Below are 14499 nucleotides of genomic sequence, written 5' to 3' on the forward strand. Positions count from 1 at the left end.
AGACAAGCAATAACTATTAAAAATATCTTTTTCATTTGTTTTAATTTACGATGTTGCTAATTCCAAACAGGTAATAAAAGATCCGGCACTACCGCACCGGATCTTTATTTTATTTAAATAGTAAAGGAGCAAATTCACTAAGATAAACCCGCCAGTTGGTCCAAACATGACCACCTTCGGTTTCCACGTAAGTGTATTTCATTCCCATACCATCAAGTTTTGCGCGAAAGTCTGTGTTGGTCTGATACAAGAAATCGGTTTTGCCAATTCCAATCCAATACAGCTTGTACCCGTTATCTATTTGGGCTTTTAGTGTTTCGTCAAAATTCTCATAAACTTTCGATTTCATTGCGGCATCCGGCATAATAGCTGCTGAAAACAAACCAACATAATCAAAAGTATTCGGATAGTAGCGTGAAATGTGCAAAGAATGGTAGCCTCCCATAGAAAGGCCTGCAATGGCACGGTCGGCCTTGTCGGCCTTCACCCGATAATTGCTTTCAACAAATTTCACAATATCCATAAATGTTGCTTCATACTTACCATCCATGGTGTTTGGCAATTGCATGTTTGGTTTGTACAATCCTTTTGGCGATTCGCCGGGAGCTGCTTGCTGAGCTACATTGCCGTTGGGCATAACCACGATCATTGGTTTTGCTTTTCCCTGTGCAATCAGGTTATCCAAAATCTGAGAAGTTCGTCCAAGAGCAATCCAGGCTTCTTCGTCGCCACCCATTCCGTGTAACAAATACAAAACCGGATATTTATCCTTACTTTCTTCGTAACCCGGAGGCGTATAAATGGTAATGCGTCGCTTCATATCATTTCCCGGAGAATCGTACCAACGACGTGTAACTGAACCATGTGGCACATCCTGCACATTGTACAAATCGCCTTTTCCTCCGCCAACGATAAACACATCGGTGATGGAGGCAACATCGCGGATCATATAAACATTATTCGGATCGGTATTGGTTACGCCATCAACGATAAATGAGTAGCTATACAGATCAGATTCCAAAGGTTGTGAAGTAAAACTCCAGATTCCGTTTGCATCCTTTTTCAACAATGCCTTTCCCGGGCCATCAAATATACCCCACTGCGTTTTTATTTTCTCTGGAGGTAAGAAATCACCGGTAATTTTCACCGTATCGGCATTAGGCGCATTAAAGCGAAATGTAACGCTATTATCGTTGTTTATTTCCGGAGAAATAATGTTTTGCCCGCCAAACAAAGCTTGCTGAGCATAGATATTCATCCCCAGTAACAAGAGAAGAATGCTAGTAATTGAGATTTTTAATTTCATTTTGTATACATTTTAGTAGTGAGTGATTTTTCTGTAGTACTAGAAATTACCGGGTGCTATAATTTTGTTGCATCGGTAACCTTCACACTTCCAGGAGTATCCAGTACCGACCATGTTGCTCCCCCGGAGCTAATCAAAGCGTCAAGATTCAGGATTCCAAGGTTGTCTCCTGTGATTGTTACTATTCCGCCATTGTCAACAATGGTAATGGCACCATCACCTTCGCGGATATACATCTTCTCTTCACCTTTCATGTAATACGAGCCACCTTCCATAACACCGGCCATTCCATACCATGCAAGATCAACATAATATCCGTTTGCCAACTGTCCAATTGCATTAACTCCATCTTTCACCGAATAAGTTCCTGAAAGCGATGTTGCATTTGCTTCGGCAACAAGTTCAAGATAAGCATAGAAAACATCATCTGCAAAAACCGTAATTTTGTGCATGGTACTCCCTTCAATAGGTGTTGCACCTTGCGCACCGCCCATTGCCGGAGAAACTGTTTCATCCGTGTAAGTAAAAATTGGCGTGTACGGATCGGGCTGATAAGCATACGTAAATGCTCCGGTAAGTTTAAGCACGGTTTCATCGGCCAGATAAAGAATTCCGCTAAGCGTGTAATTACTGTCCTGAGCTGCAATACTTATTGTACCGTCCGTAATTTGTTGTCCGTTAAAAGTTGTGCCGTCAGTTCCAAGCAAATAGGTTCTGTTAGCGGCTTGGTTACTTGGCGTAAAGTCAGAAGCCGGCAATATATAATCAGTTGAAAAAAGTTTCATACTCAAAGTATTCGCCCCCTCATCCGTCAAGTCGATAGAGAATGTATAAAGCGGACCATCTTTTACCCGGTCCTGTGTTCCAAGTACAGTAAGATCATACACCTCGGGAGGTGAATATTTCCCGGTAAGTGGATCAAGCGAATCTTCCTCGCACGAAACCAGCGCAATTGTGGCTGTTAAGAGGAACATAAAAATTTTCCATGTAGTTTTCATATAATTTATTTTTTTATTTTTTTAGTTCTATTTAGTTGGTGTATTGTCCGATGCGTTCCAAAGCCATTTCAAGCGATTTTTTCCAGAACAGCCAATCGTGCGTTCCGTCACGTTCAATATACTCGTGGTCGAATCCGGCCTCCAGTAATTTTGCGTGCACCACTTGGTTTGAATTATAAACCAGCGGGTCGGAAATTCCGCAATCCATGGTGTAAGCAGGTAAATCGCCGAAAGATTCGTATGCCTTAATAATATCGGCAATTGAAGGGGTACTGGCTAAACCAATACCTTCTACGGCTCCGCTCATCGAATAACAATACACGAATTTATCAGGAGAAGTAAATGCATAATATGAGGCTCCAAAACCACCCATCGACAAACCGGCAATAAACCGATTCTCGCGCAAGGCATCAACACGGTAGGTGCTTTCAATAAAAGGTAAGAATTCGTCCCAAAAATAGGTTTCATATTTTAACCCGTTCTGATAGCCATCTACATAAAACGTGTTGAATGCATCAGGCATAACCACAATCATTGGTGCTACAACCTTGTTTTTAAAGGCGTCCTGTACCAATTGTTTGGCATTGCCCTGAATTGCCCAATCCGTATTATCCCCCCCCATTCCGTGCAACAAGTAAAGTACCGGATAGTAACGATCAGTATTGGTATAATAATCGTTGGGTAAAATAATGTTGAACTTCATGGTTTGACCAAGTACAGTGCTGTTTATAGTCTTATTGGCCAACAAGCTAACATTATCGGTAACAATCAACTCCAGCTCATTGTCGTCGTCATTTTTGCATGCCGATAAAATAAAGATGAAGCTCATCAGGAATAAGAATATAATCCCTTTTGCAGTACTCATATTATTGCATTTTTATTATCCTACATAAACAGTATAAATTACCAACCCGGATTTTGAACAATATTTTTGTTTAACTGAATCTCGGTTGATGGAAACGGGAATAAGGTATTTCGTTCCTGAAATCCGTATTTTCCTTCGCTGTTTCCGGTTGATTTAAAAGTTACAGCACCGTTTGAAGTCATAACCGGATACTCTTTACCCTGACCTGACAATGCTGATTCGGCATCACCCCAGCGAATTAAATCCTGGTAGCGAACATCTTCGAAACAGAGTTCAAGTCTGCGCTCAGTTTTAATGGCCTCCATTGTTGCACTTTTATTCTCCAATTTAGCGCGCGAACGAACCATATTCAGGTAAGTATCGGCCTTGCTTTGGTTACCTGCCAGCAAGTTGGCTTCTGCTGCCATAAGAAGCACATCGGCATAGCGCATAATACGCACGTTGTGATCCCAGGTGAAATTAGAACCTGCTGCCGGCACTGCATCTTTGGTTATTCTTGTTTTCCAGAAAAAATACCCTTCAGCAATAATTGTTTTTCCGGGATCCATACTGGCACCCATTTCCTGAATCTGCTCATAGGTTTTCAGCGTACGGTTCAAACGATATCCGTCTTCACCTTCTTCAGCAACAAATGCGTCGTAAAGGTCCTTTTGCGGTAAACAAAATCCCCAGCCCAAATCTGATAATCCTAAAGCCGTAACCGGTTTAGCTGTAAAACGGTCGGTACGGAAATGTATCATTAAGTGCCAAAAATCGAAGTTATCCCACACGTTGTTGGCGTCAACCACACGGTTCACCTCAAACATCGATTCGCTATTGTTCTTGTTCGAGAAAGCAAAAATATCATCATATTCGCCCTGATATAAAGCGTAAAGATTTGAGCCGATTACCGACTCGAAAGCTGCAGCTGATTCTGAATTTTTCCCTTGATACAGGTAGGCTTTACCTAATAAAGTTTGTGCAAATTGTTTTGTAACACGGTAAACCGAATCATCATTTACATTTGATTTTTGCATCAAACTACCTGAGGCAATTGCCTCAGTTAAATCGGTTTCAACCAAAGCCCATAATTCAGCCGGATCTCCGTTTGTCTTTTGATATTCCGACGGATCCAGCGGATGATCTACCAAAGGAGGCGTTCCCCACAACGAAATGAGATCGATATAAGCCAATGCACGAAATACTTTTGCTTCAGCAATCATTTGCTTTTTAACGTCTGAATCGGGTTGGATATATTGCATTACAATATTGGCATTGTATATAATATTGTAATAGCTCTGGAAACATCCCGAAAGAAAACCGTGCTCGGCACTAAAAGTAAATTCGTTCATTTTTTCCAGGTCGTTGTTGTCGCCACGGTCAGCACCACCAGCCCACACATCATCTGAACAAATATTTTTCAGGAATTTGTAATTGTACATCATTCCGCGCAGTTCGCCATAAATTGCGCTTACTGCTCCTTCAGCACTTTCGTCGCTGCCATAATATTCTTCTAAACTAATAGCACCTTTTTGCACTATATCCAATTCATCTTCGCACGAAAGCATGGTGAAAACCATTGCAATGGCGGCTAAATATATTAATGTTATTCGTTTCATTTTTATTCGATTTTTTGGTTAAGATTAGAATGACACATTAAAACCAAATATGATTTTCTTCGAGTTCGGATAACTTCCTTTATCAACTCCCAATGCATTTCCAACACCTGTTACTTCCGGGTCGAAACCTTTATATTTTGTAAAGGTGAAGTAATCTTCGAGCGATGCATAAACCCTTAGTATTTTCATTCCCACTTTATCGAGTACGGAACCAGGGAGTGTGTAACCTAACTGAATTTGTTTGATTTTGAAATATGAACCATCAAAAACAGCTGCCGAAGAGGTATAATATTTATCCAGATCATTGGCTCCTGCACGAGGTCTGATTCCATTTGTGTTATCCGCAGTCCATCTGTTTTCAGTAAAATAGGTTAAACTATTAACGGCATAATCAGTACGGTTTAAACAAGAGTAAATATCATTTCCATACGATCCCTGACCGAACACAATAGCATCAAAACCTTTATAGGCTGCATTTAAAGTAATACCGTAAGTTAAATCGGGTATACCTTTTCCGAGGTCAACTTTATCATCATCGTTAATGATGTCATCTGAATTTTGATCAACAAAAACAGGATCTCCGGTAGCTACATCGATACCTTCAAACTCGTAACCATAAAAATACCAGGCTGGTTTCCCAACTTCAAAACGGGTAATACCACTGGTGGTATGGAAGCCCGTTCCGGGGATATAATCCAGCGATTCGTGAATATTGGTTACTTTGTTTTTAATTGATGAGATATTTCCTCTCACATCGTAGGAAAAATCACCCTTCATGTCTTTCCATCCAAGTTCCAGCTCAAAACCGGTGTTTTCGATGTTACCTGCATTAATAGGCGAAGCTGTATTACCTACAATGGTAGAAGGAGTAATTCCGGTTACAATCAGGTCTTTGGTTTTTTTAACGAAGTAGTCAAAAGTCATGGATAACCTGCTTTTCAGGAATCGGGCATCAATACCCAGGTCGGTTTGTTCGTTGGTTTCCCATTTTAATTCCTGGTTACCGGTTGTTGATGGTTTGTAACCAATACTGTATACCGGATCGGAACTAAACGGATAACTTCCGGTGCTTGTTACAGCAGTACGGTAGGCAAAGCTACCCAGGCCGGCCAATGAACCGTTTTGTCCCCAGCTGGCACGCAACTTCAAGAAGTCGATCCATGATGAAGCATCCTGCATAAATGATTCTTTAGAAACTACCCAACCAACAGATCCACCGGGGAAGTAACCCCAACGGTTATCATACGGTAGGTAAGCCGAATCAAAAGCATCAGTACGCATTACAATTTCTGCCAGGTATTTTTCGTCGTAGTTATAGCCGAAACGACCAAAATAAGCGTTTTGAGTTCGTATAGTTGGTTCGCCACCTGAAACATCTTTAATGGCTTCTGAAGTAGCATAAGCGAAATAATAGTAACGCGGATCATCTCGTTGTACACCAAAATCATCATCGGTACCGGTTTTACTTCCGGAAACACCAAATGAACGGATTTTTGTAAACGATGTACCCACCATTGCTGTCAGGTTATGTTTATCGAACGAACGATTGTAAGTGGCAAAGTTTTCCCACTGAATACGAATGTTATTCGAACTGGATGCGTTTAACCCCATATAGTTCTGATACGACTGGGAGTTGGCATAATAATCCTGCGAATAGCCATAACTTTCACCGGCACTTAGCAGGTACGAAAAACGTGTTGTTGCAACAAGCCCTTCAATTGGTTTCAGATTTAAAAAAGCTGTTCCGTTAATATTAAAACCCGAGCTTTTTGAATAGGCATTATCGCGCATAATTAGCGGATTGAGATTTTCGCTGGTAAGAAATGGCGAAACGCTGTAGTAGTTGCCGTTTCCATCGCTCAACAGCTCTCCAACACCAGTAGCCCGATAGTTGGCCAGGGCAGATGCCATATTATCCGGCATATTATCTTTGGTGTAGGTTACTGCCGTCATCGGATCGAGCTGCAACGTACTCAGAATAAGCGAACCGTATTCCGAGCCTTCCGAAACCGATCTTCTTTCGTAGTATTCCAACTGATTGTTTGTCCCAACTTCTAACCAGGGCTTAATGTTGTAGTTGGTGTTTATCATACCGGTATAGCGTTTGTAAGTATCGGCATCGCCAACAACCATACCGTCGTTATCCAATATACTGCCCGACAAATAATAACTTCCTTTTTCGTTTCCTCCCTGGAAACTTATGTTGTGACGCTGCATTATTGACGACTCAAAAATCTCGTTCACCCAATCGGTATTTTGCTCAAAATCCCAATATTGGTATACACGGTCCATGCTAAATTTGCCGGCTTCGGTCCAGTAATCGATAAATTGCTCCGAGTTCATTACCTTAGGAGTTTTGCCTATACTTTGTATGGTATATTGAAAATCATAAGAAAGGGTACCTATTCCCTGTTTACCTTTTTTCGTGGTTATTAAAACTACTCCATTACCGGCCTGGGCACCATAAATGGCAGCCGATGCAGCATCTTTTAAAATTTCCATACTTTCGATATCGTTAGGCTCGATACCTGCAATCGACGAGGCAATACGTCCGTCAACCACATACAATGGAGAAATTGAATTATTAGAGTTAATACCCCTGATTCGGATGGTTGGTGAACTACCCGGTGCTGCAGAGTTTGAATAAACCTGTGTACCTGCCGTTTTTCCGGCAATTGCCTGAAGTGGATTTGTAATGGTACGGTTCTCCATATCTTCCGCCTTTACCTGCGAAATGGCACCGGTAACAGAGCTTTTCTTCTGAACACCATAACCAATAGCAACCACCTCGTCAAGCGCGATGTTTGCACTTTCCAATGTTACATTAATAATGGTTTGGCCACCAACTGCAACTTCTGTTGATTTCATTCCGATAAACGAAAACTGCAACGTTGCTTCCGAGGGCACATTTTTAAGTGTGTAGTTTCCATCAATGTCGGTAATTGTACCGTTTGTTGTGCCCTGTACAACCACAGTAACTCCGGGTAACAGTTCCCCATCACTGCCCGCGACAGATCCTGTTACTGTAATATTGGTTTGCGAAAATGCTACTGTTGAAATCATTAAAAAGCCAACGATGAGCATTTTTGATAAAAGCCGATACGATTTCATTAAATATCGCACCTTACTTACATTGTAATTCCTCATAATTTAAATTTTAGTTACTAATAAATTTGAATAGATTATTTAGTTTCTTTTATAAATTCAATGTCTTTGGGAATGAATTCACCAACTCCATAAGTTCTTTATCATGATTGTAGACCACCTCACAATCATTGTTTAAAAGCATTGTTGCACCTTTCTGAATTGAGTAGGGCTTCCAGGTTGGCAACTCTTCTGTATTCGGGTTTCCGGTTTTTGCAAAGCTGATCCAGGCCGAACTCATTTTGTCAGCCAACTTATAAGCTTCGGGTTTTCCGCCCGTTAATGTTTTACAGCGCGAAATATTGTTGAATACAAAAGGTAATTCCATACAATGCGTTGAGCGAAACATACCATCCAACACCGGAGACTCCCAGGTGAAGAGGTAGGTGTAAACAGGTGCTCCCTGTATATTGCATCGCATTAAAGCCTGTTCCAAAGCCTTTGGCCTGAAAAGAAAATCTACATCGAGTAAATCTTTTGGTTGATAGTTGGGATAGGCCTTTTCAAAAACGGATAAGAATTCTTGCGTTTTTTCTCCATACCGTTGTTTAAGTTGGCTTACTGCTCCGGCCTGGTCAATATTTCGCAATGCAGGAATATAGGCACTTGCCGTAAACTCATGTAAGGTTGTCCCCACCAGCAAAGGAATATCTTTTGACAATTCAATAGCCTTTACATCAGATGGCTGCCAGGGCAACACATTTCCATCAACAGTGGGTTCCCACCCAAAAAGTAAGGCATCAAGGCCTTCTGTTCCTGCCTCTTCCCGTATTTTTAAAACAGCTTTGTCTCCTGCTTCAAGTAATTCTTCATAAGGTACTTTTGCCAACTCATCAATTTGAGATGCTTTTAGACCAAGCTCTTGCATGGTGGTTAAACCGATTTTTCTGGAATAGTGAGGCTGCATGATATTTAATAAAGAACCGCTTTGTACAATTGCCTTATCAAATAAGCCAGCGGCTGCAGGGATAGCCATTAGTGTACTAACTTTTCCTCCTCCGCCCGATTGACCGAAAATGGTAACATTCTGCGGATCGCCACCAAATTGTTCGATATTGTTTTTCACCCATTTTAGGGCTTCTACAATATCGAGCAAACCAACATTTCCTGATTTTGCATATTTCTCGCCAAAGGCTGATAAATCAAGAAATCCCAGCACATTTAACCGATGATTCAACGACACCAGAACTACATCACCCTTTTTACATAGTGCCGCTCCGTCGTAGGCCGGAAGCTCCTGCCCCGATCCTGCAGAATAGCCACCGCCATGTAACCAAACCATTACCGGGCGTTTTTTCTTATCGTTAATACCCTGTGTCCAGATATTTACACGAAGGCAGTTTTCGTCAGCGTAACCATCGTCCCAGTCAAAAGCAAAAGCCTGTTCATCCGAATACCAGCCCGTTCTCTTTCCTTGCGGACAAACCGGACCATAAGCACGGCTGCTTCTTACTCCTTTCCAGGGAGCAGGAGAATGTGGTGGCATAAAACGGTCGGCTTCGGCATAAGGAATTCCCTTATAGATATAAATGCCATTTTCAATATACCCGGCCACCTCACCAGCTTCGGTTGAAACAACGGTGGAAGTGGCAGATGTTTCAATTTCGTGACTATTACTTGTAGCCTGCACATTATCCTTGGTCGTTGTACACGCTCCAAAATTCAGAATTAAGAAAATTAGAGTGATTAGCTTTATTGACTTCATAAATTATTGGTTCAACGTCGTTAAAATTTGACGTTACAATGCTAACCATTACCGATGCAAGCCATTTTCCATTTTGTTCTAAGTGCTTTATTATCTGTTCAATTCCACTTTTCAATTTGTTCAAATACTTATCTATTTATACAATCCCGGCATCATAAAGCATAAAACAGGAAAGCAGATAACGATAATTGCTATTTTTGACACTCCAGATTGAATTCGAATGAAGAAAACAAGCTTTTTTATACTAAGTATTTTGATATCGGTTCTTGTTTGGGGAAATCCAAGAGAGCTTAGCCCGACTGAACTGAATATGGTTGTATCAAACGAAATATCCAATCAGCAGGTGACCTCATTTGCTGAGGATGCATTCGGGCATATCTGGATTGCCACAATTCGGGGACTCAACAAATACAATATTAACGAGTATCATCAATATTTCAGTACCGATGATTCATTAAGCATTCCAAACAACCGAATACAACAAATTTATACCGACTCGAAAAAGCGACTATGGGTAGCAACAGTAGATGGTGTTTGCAGGTATAACGATCAGGACTGTTTTGACCGTATCCCGATTGAAAGTTCAAGTAAAAACGCCATCTATTTTTTTGAAGACAATGATGGAAAGCTCTTTTTAAACCTGAATTTTGAGATATGTGTTTACAACGAAGAACTGAATAAGTTTGAGCCGGTGATCAGGGATTTGGATCATCAGAATTTTGGGACCTCCTGTTTAGTTGATAAATCAAATAATATCTGGATTGTTACTCCATGGCAGGTAAGATGCTATAACAGTCATAATTACGAGTTAAAACTAGAGTTGAAACGCTATCAGTACACTACGTTTTCGTACCTCGATGAAAATGGAAAACTTTGGCTTGCATCGTGGCATAATTTAGAGGTGTATAATACCCGAACAGGAAAATATGAGCAGGCTCCGCAAGCTATCGCTCAACATCCGGTTTTGAAAGATGCAATTATTTACCGCATGCATCCTTACAATAACTCGGCGGTATTAATTTTAACCCAAAAAGACGGAGTTTTCATCTACAATAAATTCACCGAAACAATTGTTCATCAATCAGAAAGCGGATTTCCATTTATTGTACCTGACTTCGATATCATTTCCATTTTTACCGATTCGCAAAAAAATCTATGGATGGGATCTTTCGATCAGGGCTATAAAGTGATATACCACTATAAAGAACGATTTAATAACAACCAGTTCTTACAATCGAAGTTAAAGGGCAAGTCTGTTCTTTCGGTGTCTACCGACCACGACAAAAATTTGTGGATTGTTACCCGTTCAGATGGTATAATGTTGTACCGCAACGACAACAACGAAATCCAACATTTCTCCAACCAGGAATTGTATGGATTTTGGGATTCGTTTCAACATAGCGCCGGTAGCATTTATATTGGCAGCGACAATACCATTTGGGTACGATCAGATTGGATGTTGCTTAAAATGCGCCTCGAAAAAGAGAAGCTGGTGCGAAAAAAACATTACTATTTCCCTACAGGCATATTATCGATTACCGAAGATGCCAAAGGCACTATCTGGCTGGGTGGAAAGGATCAATCCATTTTCGTTCTTAACAAAGGCGAAGAGTATTTCGAGCGATTTCACTTATATGGAAAAGAATATAATTTTACCCCGACTTTGTTAACGTTATCGTCGGGTAATATTTTGGTTGCATCCTTTAATCATGAGCTACAATTAATCGATGCCAACTCGAGAGAAGTTACCCCCATCCCCATCAAACATCTAAATAAAAAAACAGCCTTTATTCCCGTGTGTCTTTATGAAGATGCCGTTGGAGATGTTTGGATTGGCACTATTAGCAATGGAGTTTACCGGCTTTCAACCAGCAACAACACCATTGAACAGGTAAACGGAATTGGCTGTACCGATATCAGCAGTATTACTGAAGATGTAGCCGGTAACATATGGGTTGGCACTTTGTTTGGGCTAAGTAAATTCGATCGGACTACCCAACACTTTATTAATTATTATGCCACCGACGGCATTGGAGGAAATCAGTTTAACGAAAAGAGTGTTTGCCGGCTTTCGGATAATACGCTGGTTTTTGGAGGAACACATGGATTAACTTTTTTCAACCCGATTGATATTAATTACAAGCAAAATATTCCGCTGGTTTTCGAAAACCTTAAGATACACAACAAAATTGAACAGCCGGCCACAAGCTCAAGCATCGATAAACACCTGTCGTACAACCCTGATATAACTTTAAATTATAACCAGAATAGTTTTACCATTTCGTTTTCGGCTATTGATTACGGCGAATATGAACGGGTAAAATATGCCTATAAAATGGATGGGTACGATAATGTTTGGATAGAAGCCAACAGCAGCCGACAGGCCTATTATTCCAACTTACCGGCCGGAAAATATACGTTTCGGGTAAAAATATTTAATAACGAAAACACCATTAACGAAACCCAAAACGAGATTTTTGTACGGATTAAACCGGCTCCATGGTTGAGCTGGCCAGCCCTGTCGTTTTATACCATTCTGTTTTTATTTGTAGTAGTACTTGTTGTGCGCATGCAACGTCGAATAAAAACAAATAAAGACAAAGCGCTGAAAGCGCAGATCGAAATTGAGCAGGAACATAAGGTGAATAAAATGAACATGAGTTTCTTCGCCAATTTATCTCATGAATTCAGAACGCCATTAACCATGATAAGCGGGCCGATAACCATTTTGAGTAACGATGACCGTTTGAAAGATGAATCGAAACAACTGATATACATTGTACAACGCAGTGTAAACCGAATGCTGCAATTGGTAAATCAGTTAATGGATTTTAATAAACTGGAGAACGACACGCTTAAACTGAAGGTAAAAACCATCGATATAATATCGGAGCTTAACCGTACCATCGACATTTTTAAACTGAACGCAAAAGAAAAAGAGATTGATATAAATACCTATGGTTTGGAAGACCGGTTTGTGATGTGGCTCGATTTGGATAAGCTGGAAAAGATTGTAACAAACCTACTCATAAACGCAATAAAATTCAGTGGTTCAAAAGGTAAAATCAATATCACATTCGATGTTATTTCGCGAGACGAAATTGCCGGTATTTTCCCGTTAACAGTGCAGGATGCCAGCACACAATGGGTAAAAGTTGCGATCAGCGACACAGGTAGAGGTATTCCGGAAGATAAACTGGAAAAAATATTCGAACGCTATTATCAGCTCGATAATCAAACAAAAGAATATTACAACTGGGGCACCGGCATAGGACTTTACTATTCACGCCGTTTGGCTGAAATACATCACGGTTATATTAAGGCCGATAACAACGACGAAGGAGGAGCAACATTTACATTTGTACTTCCGGTATCGAAACAAGCGTATTCTCCCGAAGAAAGACAACCCGAAACGGATGCTCAACAAAATGAATATATTCCTTATCCGCCGGAGAAAAAATATAAATATGCGTTTGCCAATGATAGCAACAAGCAAAAACAAAAGCTGCTGATTATTGATGACGAATCAGAAATTATTCATTACCTGAAGGCCTTGTTGTCGCCATACTACGATGTTAATTATAAGTTTGATGCCGATTCGGCGTTTAAAGAACTGAATGAAACCGAGCCAGACCTGATTTTATGCGATGTGGTAATGCCGGGAACTGATGGTTATACATTTAGCAAAAAAGTTAAAGAGAGTCTTTCGTTTTGCCATATTCCAATTGTTCTGGTTACGGCAAAAGCCACGGTAGAAAACCAGGTTGAAGGACTTAACAGCGGCGCCGACGCTTATGTTACCAAACCTTTTGATCCGAATTACTTGCTGGCACTTATAAACTCTCAGCTAAGTAACCGAAAGAAGACACAGCGCATGTTGGTGGGTGTTACAAAAACCGAAAAAATTGAACAGGATATTCTAACTCCACAAGACAAAAACTTTATGAGCGAATTGTATAAGCTGATGGAGAATGAACTTTCAAATTCGGAATTAAACATCAACAGGATGACCGAAGTATTGAAGATTTCGCGAACAAAATTCTACTATAAAGTAAAAGGATTGACCGGTGAAAACCCGGGAGTGCTGTTTAAAACCTACAAGTTAAACCGTGCTGCCGAGCTAATTCTGGAAGGCAATATGAATATTTCCGAAATTGCTGATATTACAGGATTTAGCACACCATCACATTTCTCAGTGAGCTTCAAAAAACACTTTGGGGTATCGCCAAAAAATTATCACGGTTGATTTGAAGTATATTTTGCAATTCATTCCCTATCGAACCATCGTTAAATTATTTTTGAGCCGGTGATGTTTTGCAATACCGTCGTTATTAATCGCCTATTTCTTAAAATTTCTCATAATACCAATGTAATCAATAAGCAGGAATGGAAGATGAATGTCAAGTTACCAAAGCCCTAAGTTCACAACCCCTCTCACAAAATACTTACATTTCCGAAAAACAAGCCCTCCGGGTTTTCAAAAGCTTCCGACATAAAGCCATTCATTCCAAAACCGGAAGAGTTAATTGCCGCCTGCACACAAAGCCAATTTCAAAAAGACTTAACCTCGTATACTTCGGTTAAAACTTTTTGAAATCCCACATCAACCCTTCCGCTTTTTCCATTCATTATTTATTTCTTTTCCTTTTGAAAATTTTCCGAAAATGTTGCTGGAGGTGTTTACGGGGTTGAATGAGAGCACTCTCCCATTATGAAATATATACCGATCCCAAGAGACAGTAAAATAGAACAATCTGAATCTAGGATTTTTCGTTGTTTAAGGTCTCGATTGCCTCAACAAAATCCAACTTAATGAGTTCCCAATATTTACCTTTTAAGCAAATCGGTTCAAAATCATTATCAGCTGTTTCAAAATTGGTAAA

Annotated in this window: 7 protein-coding genes; 1 reads left to right on the top strand and 6 read right to left on the bottom strand. The window is 40.3% G+C overall.

Annotated elements, in window-relative coordinates:
- Nucleotides 1-109: 109 nt before the first annotated feature.
- The 6 genes from ABZB17_RS12285 to ABZB17_RS12310 are packed head-to-tail and all read right to left on the bottom strand — an operon-like array spanning nt 110 to nt 9616.
- Nucleotides 110-1306 carry an esterase gene (locus ABZB17_RS12285; protein ID WP_372650623.1) on the bottom strand — a complete coding sequence of 399 codons (1197 nt, stop codon included), beginning with the start codon at nt 1304-1306 and terminating at the stop codon, nt 110-112.
- Between the two features lie 56 nt (nt 1307-1362).
- Nucleotides 1363-2304: a hypothetical protein gene (locus ABZB17_RS12290; RefSeq protein WP_372650625.1), complete on the bottom strand. Its 942-nt coding sequence runs from the start codon at nt 2302-2304 to the stop codon at nt 1363-1365.
- Between the two features lie 31 nt (nt 2305-2335).
- Complete coding sequence (locus tag ABZB17_RS12295; protein WP_372650627.1) at nt 2336-3169, bottom strand: alpha/beta hydrolase; 834 nt, start codon at nt 3167-3169, stop codon at nt 2336-2338.
- Between the two features lie 38 nt (nt 3170-3207).
- Complete coding sequence (locus ABZB17_RS12300) at nt 3208-4767, bottom strand: RagB/SusD family nutrient uptake outer membrane protein (protein ID WP_372650628.1); 1560 nt, start codon at nt 4765-4767, stop codon at nt 3208-3210.
- Between the two features lie 24 nt (nt 4768-4791).
- A complete protein-coding gene (locus ABZB17_RS12305; RefSeq protein ID WP_372650629.1) occupies nt 4792-7914 on the bottom strand; it encodes a SusC/RagA family TonB-linked outer membrane protein in 3123 nt (1040 codons plus the stop codon).
- 49 nt (nt 7915-7963) lie between these two features.
- Nucleotides 7964-9616, bottom strand: a complete 1653-nt coding sequence (locus ABZB17_RS12310; protein WP_372650631.1) for a carboxylesterase/lipase family protein — start codon at nt 9614-9616, stop codon at nt 7964-7966.
- A 220-nt stretch (nt 9617-9836) separates the two neighbouring features.
- Here ABZB17_RS12310 and ABZB17_RS12315 point away from each other — a divergent pair, with 220 nt between their 5' ends.
- On the top strand, nt 9837-13862 hold the full coding sequence (locus tag ABZB17_RS12315) for a two-component regulator propeller domain-containing protein (protein WP_372650633.1): 4026 nt from the start codon (nt 9837-9839) through the stop codon (nt 13860-13862).
- The last annotated feature ends 637 nt before the right edge of the window (nt 13863-14499 follow it).

Origin of the sequence: Draconibacterium sp. (assembly GCF_041583095.1) — a bacterium.
Classification (GTDB): domain Bacteria; phylum Bacteroidota; class Bacteroidia; order Bacteroidales; family Prolixibacteraceae; genus Draconibacterium.